The organism is Oceanobacillus sp. CAU 1775 (assembly GCF_054482815.1).
Genome location: NZ_JBTLRO010000011.1, coordinates 1 through 19723, shown reverse-complemented (window position 1 = coordinate 19723; position 19723 = coordinate 1). Strand labels below are relative to the sequence as shown.

14 protein-coding genes are annotated in these 19723 nt (G+C 34.2%); 7 read left to right on the top strand and 7 right to left on the bottom strand.

Annotated elements, in window-relative coordinates:
* Positions 1-43 precede the first annotated feature (43 nt).
* Positions 44-1378 carry a tyrosine-type recombinase/integrase gene (locus ACXYMZ_RS14955; RefSeq protein ID WP_458949208.1) on the bottom strand — a complete coding sequence of 445 codons (1335 nt, stop codon included), beginning with the start codon at positions 1376-1378 and terminating at the stop codon, positions 44-46.
* Between the two features lie 482 nt (positions 1379-1860).
* On the opposite strand from ACXYMZ_RS14955, the gene ACXYMZ_RS14950 reads away from it, so the two are divergent.
* Positions 1861-2715 carry a hypothetical protein gene (locus ACXYMZ_RS14950; RefSeq protein WP_458949207.1) on the top strand — a complete coding sequence of 285 codons (855 nt, stop codon included), beginning with the start codon at positions 1861-1863 and terminating at the stop codon, positions 2713-2715.
* Positions 2716-2803: 88 nt separating this feature from the next.
* Positions 2804-3160 carry a helix-turn-helix domain-containing protein gene (locus ACXYMZ_RS14945; protein WP_458949206.1) on the top strand — a complete coding sequence of 119 codons (357 nt, stop codon included), beginning with the start codon at positions 2804-2806 and terminating at the stop codon, positions 3158-3160.
* Between the two features lie 523 nt (positions 3161-3683).
* On the opposite strand, the gene ACXYMZ_RS14940 is transcribed toward ACXYMZ_RS14945, so the two are convergent.
* The 3 genes from ACXYMZ_RS14940 to ACXYMZ_RS14930 are packed head-to-tail and all read right to left on the bottom strand — an operon-like array spanning position 3684 to position 9677.
* Entirely contained in the window at positions 3684-6845 is a 3162-nt protein-coding gene (locus ACXYMZ_RS14940; RefSeq protein ID WP_458949205.1) for a type I restriction endonuclease subunit R, read from the bottom strand.
* 29 nt (positions 6846-6874) lie between these two features.
* A complete protein-coding gene (locus ACXYMZ_RS14935) occupies positions 6875-8095 on the bottom strand; it encodes a restriction endonuclease subunit S (RefSeq protein WP_458949204.1) in 1221 nt (406 codons plus the stop codon).
* Positions 8085-9677 carry a type I restriction-modification system subunit M gene (locus tag ACXYMZ_RS14930; protein WP_458949203.1) on the bottom strand — a complete coding sequence of 531 codons (1593 nt, stop codon included), beginning with the start codon at positions 9675-9677 and terminating at the stop codon, positions 8085-8087. The genes ACXYMZ_RS14935 and ACXYMZ_RS14930 overlap by 11 nt, the downstream gene beginning before the upstream one ends.
* Positions 9678-10032: 355 nt before the next feature.
* Here ACXYMZ_RS14930 and ACXYMZ_RS14925 point away from each other — a divergent pair, with 355 nt between their 5' ends.
* Both ACXYMZ_RS14925 and ACXYMZ_RS14920 read left to right on the top strand, forming a co-directional pair.
* Positions 10033-10818 (top strand): tyrosine-type recombinase/integrase, encoded by a 786-nt coding sequence (locus tag ACXYMZ_RS14925; RefSeq protein ID WP_458949202.1) that lies wholly within the window; start codon positions 10033-10035, stop codon positions 10816-10818.
* A 312-nt stretch (positions 10819-11130) separates the two neighbouring features.
* Complete coding sequence (locus ACXYMZ_RS14920; protein ID WP_458949201.1) at positions 11131-12339, top strand: site-specific integrase; 1209 nt, start codon at positions 11131-11133, stop codon at positions 12337-12339.
* 82 nt (positions 12340-12421) lie between these two features.
* Here the strand turns inward: ACXYMZ_RS14920 and groL are convergent, their stop codons facing one another.
* Both groL and groES read right to left on the bottom strand, forming a co-directional pair.
* A complete protein-coding gene (gene groL, locus ACXYMZ_RS14915; RefSeq protein WP_458949200.1) occupies positions 12422-14053 on the bottom strand; it encodes a chaperonin GroEL in 1632 nt (543 codons plus the stop codon).
* Between the two features lie 52 nt (positions 14054-14105).
* Positions 14106-14390 carry a co-chaperone GroES gene (groES, locus tag ACXYMZ_RS14910; protein WP_458949199.1) on the bottom strand — a complete coding sequence of 95 codons (285 nt, stop codon included), beginning with the start codon at positions 14388-14390 and terminating at the stop codon, positions 14106-14108.
* Positions 14391-14752: 362 nt separating this feature from the next.
* On the opposite strand from groES, the gene ACXYMZ_RS14905 reads away from it, so the two are divergent.
* Positions 14753-15460: a CPBP family intramembrane glutamic endopeptidase gene (locus ACXYMZ_RS14905; RefSeq protein WP_458949198.1), complete on the top strand. Its 708-nt coding sequence runs from the start codon at positions 14753-14755 to the stop codon at positions 15458-15460.
* Between the two features lie 57 nt (positions 15461-15517).
* On the opposite strand, the gene ACXYMZ_RS14900 is transcribed toward ACXYMZ_RS14905, so the two are convergent.
* Positions 15518-16153, bottom strand: coding sequence for a redox-sensing transcriptional repressor Rex (locus tag ACXYMZ_RS14900; protein ID WP_458949197.1), 636 nt, complete (start codon positions 16151-16153; stop codon positions 15518-15520).
* Between the two features lie 214 nt (positions 16154-16367).
* Between ACXYMZ_RS14900 and ACXYMZ_RS14895 the strand changes: the two genes are divergently transcribed.
* The gene (locus tag ACXYMZ_RS14895; RefSeq protein ID WP_458949196.1) at positions 16368-18287 is read left to right on the top strand and encodes an ABC-F family ATP-binding cassette domain-containing protein; all 1920 of its coding nucleotides are present in this window, start codon (positions 16368-16370) and stop codon (positions 18285-18287) included.
* A 12-nt stretch (positions 18288-18299) separates the two neighbouring features.
* Positions 18300-19619, top strand: a complete 1320-nt coding sequence (locus ACXYMZ_RS14890) for a hemolysin family protein (RefSeq protein WP_458949195.1) — start codon at positions 18300-18302, stop codon at positions 19617-19619.
* The last annotated feature ends 104 nt before the right edge of the window (positions 19620-19723 follow it).

Here is a 19723-nt window from a genome sequence, read left to right as displayed (position 1 = left end):
AATATTTGTTTGAATTTTAATAGATATGAGAAATCACTCCTTCTTATATTGGACTCTTATCAAATGTGTGATTTAACAACCTTTTCGTTGAGCGGTAAACATAATAGTTTGTGGAACGCCATTCTTTATGCCCGACAATTTTCGATACACGTTGAAAGTCATACTCTTCTAATGCATTTGTAATATACGTATGGCGAAAGGCTCTAGCTGGATATTTGGATATTCCAAAAGCCTCTATATTACTATCATAGAAAATTAAATTTATTAAGCTCGATGAAATGTGAAAACCACGATAATCTAAAAAAAGACTCTCTGTTTGTGGAGAATAAGTATCTCGAATTTCTAAATAATCGTTAATCACATCTGCAACCTCATGACTAATCTCGAGTGCCCTTCTATCTGATTTTCCACATTCGAATGGAAGTGTTCTTTCTCTTTTGTTATAGTCACTCAATAAAAGATTACATACTTCAATCGGCCGACATCCTGTATCCACAATAAGTAAAAATATAGCTAAATCTCTTAGTACATGATTTGAATAATCATAAATCATGTTCATCATTCGAATAATGGATTCCTTTGGAACAAATTGATTCGCACGATTTCCTCTCGCTCTCATATGAATAGGAATGGAATAGGTACGACCGACAACATCCTTGCTGCACAAGAATTCGATAAATAATTGTACTGCTCTCAAATAATTCGTTGCTGTACTTCCTTCGATTTCTTCGTTTGAAATTCTTTTGGATAAGAATTTTTCATATCCTTCTATTGATTCAAATAAAAGATTTTCCTTTTCCTTTTTATAGAAGATATTGATATCAATTTTTTTCACTATTAGGTAGTCGAAAAATTGTTTTATACTATTTTTGTATTTGTTAATCTGCATGTAACTCCTTTGATCTAAGAAATAAAGAAAATCAGATATTATCGTAGGGAGCACAACTTCTTTCATCTGTCTTTTTTTCTTCGGAATACTATCGGACTGCTTCTTCTTTTTAGGTTTATTGAATTCTTCTAACTCTTTCAGATTATTAATGAAAGCTTTCCATTTCCAAAGGAGAGTGTTGATGTTACTAAATTTTTGGCGTTCGAGAAAAGTCAAAAATTTTGTAATTGTATCTACTTTTTTCTTTAGAGTTTTATTAGAAACATGCCTATATTGGTGGACACGCACAAGATAATTAAGATAAGTTTGACATTCAACAAATGTTAATTGACGCCACTCTACACCATGGTACAAGTACCATTCAATTAGTATCTTTTTACTGTAATTTTGGTTGTTACTTGTTAGTGGCTGAACAAACACATCAATCCAATCGAAACTACTCCTCTCACTAAATGGTTGATTTAATGGTAATACTTTTTCAGATTTCATCCCTGCTCACCTCTACATTTGTTAGGATTCACCATCGTTTTCTTGTGATATAATTAAACATAAATATACATTGTAGTTTTTCTGCAATGGGTGGATATGTAAAGCAAAAGAAAAAACGTTTTAAGGCAACAAAAAAATGCCTAGCAATATTATTGCCAGACATTTCCATTTATATTCGTAGAATCCCTCTTCTATGTAGTTTTAATTTAGCACACTAACGTGTTGCAGTGGAATTCCTTTCATTTTTAGGTTATGAAATTTCCCTAGAAGGGAGTGTTGCATAAAAGTGACAAACTTAATTAGTATTGCCAATATTTCTCTAAGCATACATCAAATTCAGTTTTCTGTCTACTTTTTTTACAATACTTTTCATTATATTATTTCTATCATAACTCTAAAAATGAAAAGAAGTATGTTGGACTTCTATAAGTCTAACGAAGAGATAATAAGCGGTTAATACTATGCTTTCCTTGGTGATATAATTGAAAAAACCAAGGTCTGATTATGAAATTATTCGAGGAGTAATTAACAAAGAAATCACTGAGGAAGAATTTTTTAAAAATATATCGGATAGTGGGAATAGAATAATCATTGATCAACCAATGATTAATTCTTTGAAAAGAGAACCACATTTACTAAGAGAATTTCTACTTTCCTTATCCGTCCAAGGTCGTTTTCGTATCATTCTAATGAAAGAGATGCTTGGAATGACCCAAACTGGATTTTCAGAAAAATACGGAGTTTCAAAGGATATACTTCGGATTCTAAAAGGACAACATGATAAGGTTAAATCGGACGCTTCAGATACGCTGCGGGAGGTCCTTCCTAAAACAAGACCACCGTTTGAACTTTATGCCAGCCTTGCAATCATGACAAGGATTCCAGTTGAATGGCTGCTAGAGGAACAGCCTGATGTAATAAATAAGTGGGATGTAAGTAGCTTCAAATCTATCCCTAATGTTTTATTATCTCAAAGTTCTTTCATTAAATATCTGGAAGAAGCTAGAATAAATGCCGTGATGAACTATAATAGATATTCACATACAAGGCCGAACTTCACCTATCTTTACGATATCAGACCAATCATATTGACCATAGGGTCTAATCAAATATTTTCACGAGCATCTATTCGAGAGCAAGGCGATATCCTTATTGAATTGTTCGGAGTTAACAATCAGCTTAATGATTTTGTATTAATGAAAAATGTTTTGGAACCTATTTACTCTATTGATGTTGGATATTGTAAAACTGTAATTAACAATCATGTAAATTTGATGATTGTTATGAGAAATCAATCCAATGACATCCTATATCCCATTGAGTTTATAAAAATTTAAAGTTCTTAAATAGTGTTGGACTTATACAAGTCCAACACTATTTTTTGTTGTTTAAAGGTTCATCCTGCACCTAAAAGGAGGTTTTATTTTGGATTCTAATAATACAAAAAATGAAGAACAAAAACGAAAAAGGGGTATCAATATAATAGAAAAATGGTTAAAAGAGTTAGAAGATAATATATGTAATGGAGACGAGAACGAAAAGGAACCAACGGATCGAATGAGTAAGAATCACCAATCTTGGGAGTCATTACCTGATACATTAACAGCCTTAGAAATATCTCAATTTCTTAAAATTTCCAGGAGAAGAGTTTATGAATTATTTCAGCTCCACGTTAATGCAGGTGGCATACCTTACTATGAGATAGGTGCATCGAAAAGAGTTGATAAAAGAGACTTCGAAAATTGGATAGAACGTAAAAAGGAAGAGAAAAAATTAAGGTGATACTCTATATTAATTATTTTCTTGTAATTGTTCCTATGATAACCAGGGTAAGAGATACAAGATAGATAGTTGAAAATGGTGTAGGTTTTGATCATTTATCTTGTTATTTTATCTCATTCTCTTGTAGGAACTTTTCTTTAAAGCAACATCATAGAATCATCTTACAAAAAAGCACGATGAGTATGTATTACTCTTTCATCGTGCTTTTCATTAATAAATTGATATTTTACCTAGATTGCAATGAAATGTCATCATACACTATTCTCTAATAAACTTTTTTCTAATTCGGTAATAGTACAAAATTTAACTGACCATCGTTTTCAATTCTCTCTAAAAACCTTTTGAGGTAGCTATACACTTCTATTGTAATTGAAATCCTTCATTCCATGTAAACTAACATCTCTAAACTGTCATGTATTGAATTATTAAAGAAATGTTTTGATAGCAGAAAATCTATACTTATAAATCCGATTGAACATTCATATCCTATTTGTTTCGCATCAAGTATTAATGGCAAAGAACTTCATCTCAATTCATCCCGTAAAGGCACAAGTAACCCATCTAGCAATTTCCTCCATTGTCGCTTCATCTCTGGCCCATACTTCAATGGCTTTGCATCTGGATTTATAGTTTTATACTTTTCAAAATCCCGACTGTTAATGATATCACTAATATTCGGTATAGGATCCATTCCGATTATATACTGAACCTTGGATAAATGAAGTGCTTCTTTGTCAACAAACCACGTGTTTGCAAAATCTTTAACTGCTCTGTTTTGCGCATCTGTGAAAAACGTACGTTTAACAATAAAAATATCTTCCTCTACATCGACTTCTTCATTATCAATCGCATTTAGAATAGCTCGGTATACCTCTTTAACAATCTCTTTCTTCTCCAACTTTTGCAATGCATTTTCAATATCATCACGAATGTTCTTATTGTTAGCTGAGTATGTTTCTAAGAGTTTATCGATATAGCTTGAATCTACATCATATATTTTAACAGCGTTTTCTCCATAAAATTCTATATCGGAGAAATCAACATCTGGTTGATCGCCGTCCTCTTCTTCATCTATCAAGGAGCCTTTTACAGTGGTATAAACACCTACAGACTCTTCAATAATCATTACTTGTTCTTTTAAAGCATTGGAGTATTCCACGTCATCGTTATATTCGTTATACGTAACAAGTGCTTCATAAGCGTTATTTAACTCTTGAAATGCTCTTACAAATTCCACTCGAGTTTCAATAGGTGTGTGTTCGTCAATCGATTTAATATTTGGTGCAACATTTTGAAGCTTTTTATGAGCTCTTTTGAAACGTCTCTTCGATTCCTCATAAGTTGGATAAATTAGTGTTGATGCTTCATCTTCATTAGAATACACTTTTGTAGCTTCCGTTACATTGTATTCCATCGTATGTGGCTTTCTGAATGTCACAATTAATCCTTTGTCTTTTCCTGGATATGTTCGATTCGTTCGCGAAAATGCTTGAATTAGATTTGCATAACTCAAATTACGATCTACAAATAACGTTTGCACAGTTGGCGCATCAAAACCAGTTAGTAAGCGATCAACTACTATTACCAAGTCAACTTGCTTTCCAAACTCTTTGAACTCTGCTCTTTTACGTGCTAAACGATTATTAATATCCCCATTGTATCTTTCTATACTCTCTTGCGACCATGCTGTATCGTAATATTCATTATACTCTTTGATAATTTCTTTCATTTCATTTTGGTTTGCTGCTGCGTCTTCTTCGTTTTCTTGTAAAGAATACGTAATCGCAATTCGAGGGAAATCTGGATCTTCCATGGTTCTTCCTTTTCGAATTGGTTGATCGGCAAACATATTTGTTATCCATTCTGGATCTGCTGTCATCTCTTTTATCGCATGATAATACCGTTTTGCCATATTAATCGAACTCGTTGTGAAGATAGCCGATTTCTGTGGTCGACCGTTCTCAAAATCAAATTTCATATACGCATTATCAGGTCTAAAAATCTTCCGAAGCACCTGTTGGATATGTTCGTCACTTTCATATACGGTAGAATCAATATATTTTTCTTGCTCAATTCCGTCCATTTGATCAATCATGTGATTTATTTCATCATCTGTTTGATGAGCATATTTGGTATCTTTTCGTAGTTGGTCAAAAATTAAATTTTGTATAGATGTTCGTTCGATGGTATTTTCATGTTCTACTTGAAAACCTAACACAGCACCATCTTCTAACGCATTTTTAATCGTATAGGTATGTAAGACATCTCCATATTGATCCCGAGTTGTTCGTGCTAACTTTCCTTGTGCTTGCTTCTTGTTTACTTCAAATATAGGTGTACCTGTAAATCCGAACCAAGTAGAATTAGGGAAAAATCCTTTCATATCTTCCATACCTTCTGCACTTAATGCACGGTGACATTCATCAACAATAAAGACGATATGTTGGCCTATGAGCTTTTTAAAACGCTGTGTACCTTTCTGCTCTTCTACCTTTTGTGCATGTCTAAGTGCAGATTCTAGCTTTTGACGTGTCGTAATAATAACTGCATTTGAATTCGCATCTGATAGCAATGTATCACTTAATTCTTTAGCACTTCCTGTTCCGACAATCAAACTGTTCGAACGTGCATTACCAGACGAAATACCTGTGTTAAATTCTGATGCAAACTTTGTGAACTCTGAAGTCGTTTGGTTATCTAAGTCTTTACGGTCAATAAGCATAATCGTTCGGTCTACCCCAGGTTTTTTAGCGAGTAACTTCGTAGAGACAAAGCTTGTCAATGTTTTGCCTGAACCAGTCGCGTGCCAAATATAGCCTGACTCGTGTTTACTTACAGATGTATATAACGCTTGAATCGCATGAATTTGATACGGTTTTAGAACCATTAAAACTTTATTATCCTGATCCTCACTCACAATTGTATAGTCAGCGATTAATCTGTGTGCATCTGGAATATTTAAAGCTTGTTTTACAAATTCATAGAGATTATCTACCTTTTGATTGTTCGTCGTTCTCCAACTAAAGAGAAATTTCTTGTGCATATCTCTTGGCATTGCATTGGCAAAGTAGCGTGTCGTTTGTTCATTAGAGACCACGAAGAGTTGTAACGTAGAAAAGATATTCCCACGAAACATTCCTTCTTCTGTATATTTCTTAATTTGGTTAAACGCTTGAAACACACCATCTTTTGCACTCGCTTGTTTTAACTCGATTTGCACAATTGGTAAACCGTTAATTAATAGGCTGACATCAAAACGACGATCCCGATCTTCAATTGATGCTTTTTGTTTTGCTATTTGATGGACGACCTCATATCTTGATATCCCACCACCGATATCATGATTGGAGTATAATAATAATGACATTGGTCCTAGATCCACATTTTCTCTTTCAATGGTAATACGTGCAATCCCATTTTCCCCTTTGAGCCATTTAGCAGCTTCAAAGGGAGTTTTTGTTTTAAGTAAGAGTTCTGTTTTAATCGTACCGAATTCTTTATCTGTGATTGGATGTTCGCCAATCTCTGATAAGTTATTTTGCGTAATGATTTGACGTAGGTTTTGCCAGAGATCCGCTTCTGACTTTAACTCAGGTCGATAATTCCATTGATTATATCCTTCGCCCAATACTTCAATGAGTCGACGTTCCACTTCGGCTTCGTTGTTGAGGGTTAGCTTTGCCATGGTTATCCTCCTTTCTTGTTTTTTTATTTTTAGACGAACATTTTTTGTAGGAAGGCTTTTTTGGTTTGTTTTATGGATTCTAGTTCTTGTTCGTGTAGAGCTATTGTCTTGTCCAGTTGTTTGAAAAAGTTGCCGATTTTCTGTTGTTCTTCCATGGTAGGTAACTTTATGTTCAATTCTAATAATGTACTTTCATGAATTCGTTTACTTCCTGTACCACTAGAATATTTTTCAGCTCTTTTATAGAAACTTTCCCTACTCATATAATAAAGTAAATACAAAGGGAATAATTTATTTTTATCAATATTCAGAGTAGGAACGTCTCCTGATGATAAATAACCATCATATCTATCTGGAATAATATCAAAAGCTCCATTAAAAAAGTTTTGCTTTCCATAAATAAACTGTCCAGCTTTTCTTTTATAATAATTTGTTGAACCTAGTTTCAGTGTATCGGTATTTTCATTTTTTTGTACTCCATTGAGATGGAGTTTTACTGTTAATAATTTATTTTTTGAAATATTTTGTTCCATTTCCTTATTAGGGATAGATAATAACTCCGATAAAGCGGTCTTTTCCCAATTTGGAAAATCTTCTCTGCCCTCTTTCCTAAAACGGATTTCCTGTGAAAATATTTTCTCTGAAAACGCCTGTTTTGTTTGTTTAAGGGCGTCTAGTTCTTGCTGATGAATAGCGATAGTTTTGTCAAGTTGTATGAAGAAGTCCCCAAGCTCTTTTTGTTCTTCCAAAGATGGGAAATAAAAACGCATTTTTGCTATTTGTTGGAAGTTTAAACCTTCTCTTCCTCCGCCTGCTTGGTTTAATTCAATTTGATTTTGACCTTTTTCAGATGTAATATTTAATTGTATAAAGTAAGGATCAAATTCACTCATAGGACGAATTATTGAAACATGTTGATTTACATTGGCTTCATGACTAAATTTGTACACCGCACTTCTACCAATTGAGGCACCAGTAATATTTAATAATACATCGCCATTTTGAACACGACTATTTGCCATGCTTTCATCAATTTCGGGTGTAATATAAACAACATCGTTAAAATTCACTTTATCATTAAATATATTTTGTGAACGTAATAAAGGTATTCCTTCAGTTCCATAAATCTTAGCTCCACCTCTGGGGGTTTTTCCGCTTCCAATTTTAGTTGAAATTTCTCCTAGCATACGAAGTTTCCACTTTTCAATAAAACCAAGTGACCGAATCTCTGGTGTATACTTATTCCCCACGCTTAAACACCTCTAATGCACCTTTAATCCATTCTTCATTTTCCTTATCATATTGTAACGAAGAAATGGTATCATATAAACTTTTTTCTAATTCAGCTTTTTGTTTACGTATCTCTTGAATCGATGTACCAACTTCTGCCATATCAACTAGCTCTTCCTCTTCAAAGGTATCTACATAACGAGGGATATTTAAATTAAAGTCATTTTCTTTAAGTTCTTCAAATGTTGCTAGATGTGCAAATTTCTCTACGTCTTTTCGATTTTTATAAGTGTCTACAATCTTTGCAACATTTTCCTTCGTTAGCTTATTTTGATTTTTTCCTTTTTCAAATTCTTTACTAGCATCAATAAAGAACACATCACGATTGTCGCGATTTTTCTTTAAAATAATGACGGTTGTTGGAATCGATGTTCCAAAGAACAGATTTGCTGGCATGCCAATAACCGTATCAATACTACCGTCTTCTAGTAACTTTTTACGAATGACACCTTCTGCAGCTCCTCGGAATAAAACACCATGGGGTAATACAATTGCCATTTTTCCTGTATCTTTTAAATGATAGAAACCATGTAAAAGAAAAGCAAAGTCCGCTTTTGATTTAGGGGCTAATCTTCCGTAGCGATTGAAACGTGAATCATCTAAAAATGAATTATCAGATGACCATTTGGCTGAATATGGTGGATTCATCAAGACAGAGTCAAATAGATAGGGTTCATCTGTAGGCCAATCTTTATTTAATGTATCACCATTACGTACGCGCATATCTTCTTTTCTTACACCGTGTAAGATTAAGTTCATCTTTGCTAGGTTATATGTAGTAGTATTCAGTTCCTGCCCGTGATATTTAACGTTTTCTGGATAGTTAAGGTAGTTTCGTACATTAAGCATCAATGAACCTGATCCCATTGTTGGGTCATAGACACTGAATAACTTTTTATCCTCTTGATCAAGTGCAACGATTTGTGCCATCATATCAGATACTTTACTCGGGGTGTAAAATTCCCCTGCTTTCTTTCCAGCTTCAGAAGCAAATTCTCCAATTAGAAATTCATAAGCATCACCGATGACATCTCCATCATGACCCATAACGTCAATCTCACTTAACTTCTTCAACACATCGGATATTGTGATATTGCGTTGCTGATCGTCTGACCCGAGTTTTTTAGAAGTCAAATCCACATCATCAAATAACCCACTAAATTGCTCATAACTCGTAGATAAATCAACAAATGCTTTATTTAAATCATTCAGTTGAAATGTGTTTTGTTTTGCTTCATCAGCCAAAACATTAAATAAGTAATCTGGCTCAATATGATGTCCTAATGTATCCACTAATGTTTCTATTAAATCATTTTTTACATCTACATCGGCAAGCAGTTCCCGATATAATTCAGTCTGTTTTTCCTGTGTATTATATTCTTCTACTGATTCATCAGCTAGCTCAACTACTTTTACAAGTAATTTATCTGATAGATATTTATAGAAAATTAATCCTAATAGATAATCTTTGTATTCGGATGCATCCATTTTACTGCGCAGACTATCTGCAGCGCTAAATAATTTTGTATTTAATCCTGACATATTGTGTTCCTCACTTTACAATTATTGGTCTAATTTATAATGATTACATAATTACAATTGTATCATAGCATGTAGAATCTTGTTGGTGGGATTAGACATATTATAAATTCTATATAATCAAGCAATTTTAATTGTTATTGATTTTTTTACGTTGACAATATTAGAAGGGGAATCCACATGAAAGCTAAAAATCACCACCATATTCAATCTATGTGGAAATTTAATAAAGAATCTATTAAAAATAAGAATATATAGTGAAAAGGTTATAGGAAAGTCAATAAATGGTCATTATAATGATAGACTATTTATTTGCTTTTAGATTTAAAGAATAATAACGAATGAGGTTGGAGATAACATGAGAGGTTCTATAATTAAAACAGGAAAGACATATGCCTACGTAATAGATATGGGTGTTGATTTGAAAACTGGAAAAAGGAAGCTGAAAAAAGTAGATGGATTTCTAAAAAAAATTGATGCTGAAGCTGAACTAAAAACATTGTTGTTAGAGATTCATAAGGACTTGGAACAATCTGATGTATGGGAAAGAATACCTTCGAATTTTGTTTCTCTTATAGACTCTCCTATAGTAAATCAAAAAGAAACAAATACTTGGGAGATAGATGAAGTGGACCGTTTTATAATAGCTTGTAGAACTGAAGAGCAATATATAGCTTTTTTCATTGCTATTTTCACTGGATTACGCGCTCGAGAAATCTTGAGTTTAAAATGGGGTGATATCAACTTTGAAGAAAAATATATTCAAGTGAATTATTCTAAACCTTCCAAGTACATTAGTAGGAGAATACCTATTTCGAAATTCCTAGTAGAAGAGTTAATTTCTCATAAAGAGAATCAAGAAGATTTAAAATTACAAATGGAAAACTTTCAGAACAATTATTTAGTAATTAGTGCAGAAAATGGCAAGTCTCTAAACCCTGTTAGCCTTAATGATGCATTAGAAAGGATTATCAAAGTAGCTGGAGTTAATGATATAAATTTCCAAGATATCAGACGTATCCATGTATTTAATCTATTTTCAGAAGGGATAGATATCCAAACCATTGCTAACCGTCTAGGCCATTCAAATTCCAATAATACCTTAGTAATGTATGAACACTTTTTATCTCAACAATCTGAATAACTACCAAATAACCCCTACCTATCATAATAGTAGGGGTTATTTAAAAGTAAATTTTAAAGACCAGTTTGATTTTTTCATATTATAGTTCGTATGGATATTAAACCACTTAAAAAATAATGTATATTATCACTCAAGATCATACCCTCGTAGGTATTTATAAATATATATTCATAAAGTAATAATTTCCATTTAGAAAATACGATTAAATTTGAATTTCCTTCTGCAGATGATAAAAGTGATTAGTATTTCATTATCAATATTTGGTAATAATCTCTATTAAGATATTTCGTATGAGATGAAAGGATGAACAATATGAAAGGTTCATTTTATAGAAGAAGATGTACTTGCAAAAAAAAGAGATGTACTTGTGGTTCACAATGGGCTTTCACAATAGAAGTCGGAATAGATCCAAGAACTGGGAAGAGAAGACAAAAACAAAGAAGTGGATTTAAAACAAGAGAAGAAGCACAATTAGTCGCTAACGAATTACTTTATGAATTAAACCAAGGAACACACATAGAAGAAAAAAGTACATTATTTAAGGAATTTGCAATAGAGTGGCTTTCTATCTATAGTCATAGTCGTGATGTTAAACCTGGTACTGTTCGAGTTAGGCAACATGAGATAAATAAATTAATGCCTTATTTTGCATATCTAAATTTGAAGGACATTACTTTAAAAAAGTATCAAGATACACTGAATGACTTAAAACAAAAATATGCTGGCAACACGTTAGATGGAATTCATCGAACTGGTAGAATGATATTTAGGAAAGCTGTTGAGATGGAAATCATAAAAAAGGATCCTACAGAATTTGCAGTTATCAAAAAACAAAAGAAAACAATTGAAGAATTAGAAAAGCCTGAGGTTCCGAGCTATTTGGAGAAAGATGAATTAGCATTACTGCTAAATACTGCTGCTAATAAAGGTCTAGAGATGGACTTCTTGATATTTTTAACACTATCTTACACTGGAATGCGAGTTGGTGAATTGGTATCCCTTAAATGGAATGATATTAACTTCCAAGAAAATACCATAAGAATTATAAAAACATATTATAACCCAACGAATAACACTCTAAAATACCAATTGGTTCCACCGAAAACAACTGGTTCAGTAAGAACAATTGTCGTTGAAGATATTGTTATTGAAGCACTAAAGAAACATAAAGGAACTCAAGAAAAAGTGAAGAAAGCATTGGGAAATGACTATTATGATAAGGAGTTTATTTTTTCAAAAACAAGCAACCATCCTGGCTATCCTATTTTTACTAAAACGATAGAAAATAGAATGAAACGCTTGTTAAAATTAGTGGGATTAAATCAAAAATTAACTCCTCATTCCTTACGACATACACATACTTCCTTACTTGCGGAAGCAAAGGTTGGTTTAGAAGAAATAATGGATAGATTAGGGCATACCGAAGATAGAACAACCAGAAATATTTATCTTCATGTTACAAAAGAATTAAAAAAAGAGGCTTCTCAAAAGTTTGGTCAACTAATGAGAAGCCTACAATAATGTACCAAATGTTAGCCAAATGTTAGCCAAATGGCTTTTCTCTTACTTAAAGCCCTTATATATCAAGGTTTTGGAGGGCAACTTACATCATGCCGCCCATTCCACCCATACCGCCCATATCAGGCATTGCAGGTGCTCCGCCTTCTTCAGGCTTATCAGCTACAACTGCTTCAGTAGTTAAGAACATAGCTGCTACTGATGCCGCGTTTTGTAGTGCGGAACGAGTTACTTTTGTTGGGTCAACGATACCAGCGTCGATCATGTTTACCCATTCGTTTGTTGCTGCGTTGAATCCGATGCCAACTTCTTCGCCTTTCAATCTTTCAACAATGATTGATCCTTCAAGACCAGCGTTTGTTGCGATTTGACGAACTGGCTCTTCAATTGCGCGAAGAACAATATTTACACCTGTTGCTTCGTCGCCTTCTAGTTCTAATTCGCTTACCTTTTTATATACTTCAATTAGAGCTGTTCCACCACCAGAAACGATTCCTTCTTCTACTGCCGCACGTGTAGAGTTTAGTGCGTCTTCGATACGAAGTTTACGTTCTTTAAGTTCAGTTTCAGTAGCTGCTCCAACTTTGATTACTGCTACACCACCAGCTAATTTAGCTAGGCGCTCTTGTAATTTTTCTTTATCAAAATCTGAAGTTGTTTCTTCAGCTTGTGCACGGATTTGTGCAACACGGCTAGAGATTGTTTCAGGATTTCCAGCACCTTCAACGATTGTTGTATGTTCTTTCGTTACAACAACTTTAGCTGCGCGACCTAATTGAGCAACTGTTGCGCTCTTAAGATCTAATCCCAAGTCTTCTGTGATTACTTCTCCACCAGTTAGAACACCGATGTCTTCAAGCATTGCTTTACGACGGTCACCGAATCCTGGTGCTTTAACTGCAACAGCGTTGAATGTACCACGAAGTTTGTTTACAACTAGTGTTGCAAGTGCTTCACCTTCAACATCTTCTGCAATGATAAGTAATGGCTTACCTTGTTGAACAACTTCCTCAAGTACTGGAAGTACTTCTTGAATATTACCGATTTTCTTATCTGTAATTAAGATGTATGGATTTTCTAAAACAGCTTCCATTTTATCTTGGTCTGTAACCATATATGGTGATGCATAACCACGGTCAAATTGCATACCTTCAACAACTTCTAGCTCCGTGTTGAATCCTTTTGATTCTTCAATCGTGATTACACCATCTTTACCAACACGTTCCATTGCTTCAGCGATCAATTCGCCTACTTCTGAATCGTTAGCTGAAATTGATGCAACTTGTGCGATTGATTCTTTGTTTTCAACTGATTTAGAAACAGATTTAAGCTCAGTAACTGCTTCTGCAACAGCTTTTTCAATTCCACGACGAATTCCAACTGGGTTTGCACCAGATGTAACGTTTTTAAGTCCTTCGCGAATCATTGCTTGTGCAAGAACTGTAGCTGTAGTTGTACCGTCACCAGCAACATCATTTGTTTTTGATGCTACTTCAGATACTAACTGTGCACCCATATTTTCAAAACGGTCTTCTAATTCGATTTCTTTCGCAATTGTTACACCGTCATTTGTAATTAATGGTGAACCAAATGATTTTTCTAATACAACGTTACGACCTTTTGGCCCTAAAGTTACTTTTACTGCATCTGCTAATGTATCCACACCACGAGCTAATGCGCGACGTGCGTCTTCACTAAACTTAAGATCTTTAGCCATAAAAAAATCCTCCTCTAATTCTTTAAACTATTTAAATCTGTATTTGTTAAATTTAAGCGATTACTGCTAAAATATCATTTTCTCTAATAATTAGATATTCTTTACCTTCATACTTCACTTCAGTACCTGCAAATTTCGAATAAATGATGCGGTCGCCTTCAGCAACTTCTAATGCAACCTTTTCACCGCTGTCAGTAACACGGCCTGAACCAACTGCTACAACACGGCCTTCTTGTGGTTTTTCTTGTGCTGATTCTGGAAGTACAATTCCACTTGCTGTTGTTTCCTCTTGCTCGACAAGCTCGATAACAACGCGATCTCCTAATGGTTTAATCATCTAGAATTCCTCCTTGATCCTAAATCAATTATTGTGATTGTTAGCACTCAAGTACTCCGAGTGCTAACACTATTCATATCATAAATAATTAAGATAAAAAATGCAAGTAATGTCATCCATTTTTTTATAAAAATATTTTAATGAAATTCTTTCGCATTTTAACGCCACTTTGGTTAAACCTTAGTAGTATGTGTGATAAAATACTTAAGATACAAGAACAAAAGCGCAAGCGAATCAGCAAATCTTCTTTATCGACTGGAGAAGTGCGAAGTTTGATAGTCGCTTTAGCGCTGGAGCTGGACGCGGCTTTCCCACATTGTTATTTAAGATTATTCATTTACTATAAAAAGGAGTCGTTTTCTTTGCCTAAAAGATATTGGTATGTCATTTTAACCTATTTAATTATGCAATTCTCTGGTCTTCCCGTAGCAGTTTTCGTAGAAAGCTTTTATCCAGAAAGTTATACACAATATATTATTTACTGGTCAATATTCAGCTTTTTCGCTGCTTTAGTAGTTGTATTACTATTAATGAAACCAGACATGCAAATGCGTGCACACCCAGACGCAGCTTCTACTAGTGGAATTATTGGGTGGTCGATACTTGGAGTCTTTCTCGCGTTTATTGCACAAGCAATTGCAGCTGTTATTGAAACAAAAATTCTTGGAATTAACCCAGGCTCTGAAAATACCATGCAAATCATGGACATCGCTCGGTCAAATGCATTATTTATCTTGGTGCCAGCAATCATTGCCCCGATTTTAGAAGAAATCATTTTTAGAAAGATTATTTTTGGTAGTTTATATAAACGCATGAACTTCTTTCTAGCTGCATTATTATCTGCGCTCATCTTCGGGATTATTCATATGGATCCGACGCATCTATTAATGTATGCATCGATGGGGTTTGTCTTCGCATTTTTATATGTCAAAACGAAAAGGATACTCGTACCAATTCTAGTACACGCTGGAATGAATACAATGGTAGTAGTTGCCCAACTTTCTTATACTCCAGAAGAAATACAAAAAATGCTCGACGATTTGCAAACAATTTTCTTCCATATACTATAAAAAAATGGATTCAGAAAAGCTCCTATGCTTCTGAATCCATTTTTTATTTAAATTTAATTATTTATTTTCCATCGGGTAATGTTTTAAGAAATAAACTAACGCTTGTAATTCTACCGTTAAGTCAATGTGATGCACACGTACATCTTTTGGAACAGTTATCCTCACAGGTGTAAAGTTAAGAATTCCTTTGATGCCACTTTCTACGAGTTTTTCTGTTATTGCATCTGCTTCTGACACAGGTACTGTTAAAATTGCAACTTCAATATCATCCAATTTCTCAGAAAGTTGATCAATTCCATATACAGGAATACCAGCAATATCTTGCCCAACTTTGGTCTCATCACTGTCAAAAGCCATTTTTATTTGGATGTTATTATTCTTTGTGAAATTATAATTTAAAAATGCCGTCCCTAGATTACCGACTCCTATTAAGGCAACATTTGTTAATTCGTGTTGATCAAGTGTACTACGGAAAAATCCTAATAGATATTCCACATTATAGCCGTAACCTTTTTTCCCTAGTGCACCAAAATAAGAAAAGTCGCGACGAATTGTCGCTGAATCTACTTTAATTGCTTCGGACAGCTCTTTTGAAGATACCCGTTTTTTGCCTTGTTGATTTAAATTATTTAAATACCGATAGTAGAGTGGTAAACGTTTTGCAGTAGCCTGTGGTATTTTATTCTGCTTCATTTATTAAATCCCCATTTCATCAGTAACTTTTTATCTCCTTCTATTCTACCAGAAAATTACCTAAATGTCGTGATAAGTTTCACAATGTTTAGCACTTTTTTCCTCTATTATTCTTTTCTATTCATTCTTAAGTTATTAGATTCACTTATAGGTGTGAACCTATCGTTTTCGTATATAATGAAGTGAGGTACAATAGAGTTAATGAGGTGAACTTATGATACTAATGCAATTAAATGCACTGTCAAAGTCTTTTGGTGCTGAAAATATACTATCAAATATTAAAATGGAAGTTAAAGATTTCGACCGGATTGCCATCGTTGGCAGAAATGGAGCTGGGAAATCAACATTACTGAAAATAATGGCTGGTGAGCTTACACATGATGAAGGAGATTTAATAAAACCGAAAGATCTCACACTCGGCTATCTTTCTCAGCATATGACGATTGAATCTGGTAAAACAATTTGGAATGAGCTATTAACTGTCTTCGATTCATTAAGAAAACAAGAAGAAGATTTACGTACTATAGAGAAGCAACTGGAAAACACTTCTGACTATTCGAGTACTGCATATCAACAGCTATTAACGGATTATGACAATCTTCAGCAAGCATATCAAACTGGTGGCGGCTATACATACGAGTCAGAAATTAAGTCTGTTCTCACAGGACTAAACTTTTCTTCTTATGATTATGATACAGAAATTAGCACGCTAAGTGGTGGGCAAAAAACTAGGCTTGCTTTAGGAAAACTATTATTACAAAAGCCACAGTTACTAATTCTCGATGAACCGACAAACCACTTGGATATTGCCACACTTAGTTGGTTAGAAAACTATATTAATAGCTATACTGGCGCCGTTGTTATCGTTTCACATGACAGGTATTTTTTAGATAAAACAGTGTCCATCGTCTATGAGATTTCTAGACATAAGACAAAGAAATATGTCGGTTCCTATAGTAAATTTCTTGAACAAAAAGCTGCTGACTATGAACAAGAGATGAAAGAATTCGAGAAACAACAAACAGAGATAAGAAATATGGAAGACTTTATCCAAAAAAATATTGCACGTGCTTCCACAACAAAACGTGCGCAGAGTCGAAGAAAGCAATTGGAAAAGCTAGATAGAATGGATCGTCCACTAGGTAGTGAAGCTGCTGCTTCCTTCTCCTTTGATGTAGCTAAACGTAGTGGAAATGATGTACTAAAAATTAATAATCTTGCATTCCGTTACAATGAAAATGAAGAACCAATCTTCAAAAATGCTAACCTGCAATTAAGTCGCGGGGAGCGAGTGGTTCTTATTGGTGCAAACGGAATTGGAAAAACAAGTTTACTTAAAGTGATTATTGGAAAACTACAAGCAAGTGAAGGCAATTTTCAACTAGGAACAAACGTTGAAATTGGCTACTATGACCAAGAACAAGCTGAATTATCAACAAACAAAACAGTCTTACAAGAACTATGGGACGAGTACCCAAATGTTTTCGAAAAAGATATCCGTACCGTTCTAGGTAATTTTCTATTTAGTGGGGATGATGTATTAAAGCCAGTTAATTCCCTAAGTGGTGGCGAAAAGGCAAGACTAGCATTGGCTAAATTAATGATGCAAAAAGCAAACTTGCTTATTCTCGATGAACCGACGAACCACCTAGACATTGATAGTAAAGAAGTTCTGGAAGCAGCATTAATGGACTTTCCAGGCACGATTCTTTTCGTATCCCATGACCGCTACTTTATTAATCGGATTACTGATAACGTAGCAGAAATGACTAAAAATGGCATCGAATTGTATCTTGGTGATTATGACTATTATACGGAAAAGCTCCAAGAAAAAGCTGAGATCGCTCGATTAGAAGAAACAGAAGTTGTCAATGAAAAGATGGATGAGCGAAAACGTAATTTTAGAGAAGATAAACAAATTCAAAGCGAAAAAAGAAAAATAGCAAGACGAATTGAGGAATTGGAGCTTCAAATTGAAGAAAAGGAAGTAGAAGTTTCCGCATTAGAAGAAGAAATGACTCTGCCTGAAGTCTTTCAAGATCATGAGAAATCTTTAGAGTTAATGGAAAAAACACAACTTCTTAAGCAAGAAATTGAACAATTGCTTGAAGAGTGGACAGAGTTACAAGAATAAGGAGGAATTTTATTGGGTCTTGCAATAATAACACTTATCATCCTTATCTTTATTAATGCATTTTTTGCTGCTTCAGAAATTGCTTTAATTGGCCTAAATGACAATAAAGTAAAACAATTGGCTGATAAGGGTGAGAAAAAGTATATTTTATTAAATAACCTAATATCAGAACCAAGTAGATTCCTAAGTACAATACAGATTGGAATTACATTAGCTGGTTTCCTAGCGAGTGCGTTTGCTGCAGACTTCTTCGCAGAGCCACTTTCTGCTTGGCTAATTTCTCTCGGTCTTCCTGTTCCCCAAGCAACCTTGCATACGATTAGTGTTGTTTTAATAACGATTATTTTGGCTTACTTTACATTGATACTAGGGGAACTTGTACCAAAGAAACTTGCCCTACAAAAATCTGAAAAAGTAGCCTTAGCAATTGTCCGTCCGCTAACATTTTTATTTAAGATATTTTCACCGGTCGTTAAGTTTCTTACCATTTCAACTAATACTGTCGTTCGGTTACTTGGAAATGATCCACATGCTAAAAATCAAGAGATCACCGAGGAAGAGATTCGAATGATGGTAGATGTTGGTGGCGAGCGTGGTGCGATAAATAAATCTGAGAAAGCCATGATTAATCGCATCTTTGAATTTAACGATAAACTTGTCTCTAATATTCTCACGCATCGGACCAATATGTCTGTCATTTCTGTTGATGCTACAATATCTGAAACAATGGAGGTCATTAATCAGCACCCTTACAGTCGATTTCCGATTTATGAAGGGGATGTAGATAATATTATTGGTGTTTTACATGTGAAAGATCTTCTTCGTTCGATTGAAACATTTAAAGCTAATGAATTTAAAATCAGAGACCTGATGCGCAAACCTCATTTTGTGATTGAAACGAAGAAAATCGATGACTTATTCACAAGTATGAAAAAGAAAAATATCCACATCGCAATTGTCCTTGATGAATACGGTGGTACGGAAGGAATTGTAACGATTGAGGATATTATCGAAGAAATTGTTGGTGAAATTTCAAGTGAAGATGTAATTTTGAATATTGATGAAGAAGGAATTGAGCATATTGGTAAGAATAAGTATGCTGTAGAGGGTATTATTAGTTTGTATCAGTTAGAAGAGGAGTTCCAAATTGGTTTACCTGTTAGAGAATTTGATACGCTAAACGGCTTCCTCATTCACCAACTTGGTCATATTCCAGCTCACGGTGAAAATCCGACAATCACTTTTAATAAAGTAGATTTTTCAATCAGTAAAATGGACGATAAACGTATTGCTCTCGTAATAATAACTACGCCAAATCGAGTAGGAGACTAGTCATTAATTGACTAGTCGACCTCTCACACCACCAAGCATACGGTTCACGTACTTGGCGGTTCAATCTTTTAAGTATCGAAGCTCATAGAGTAGGGACATATCTT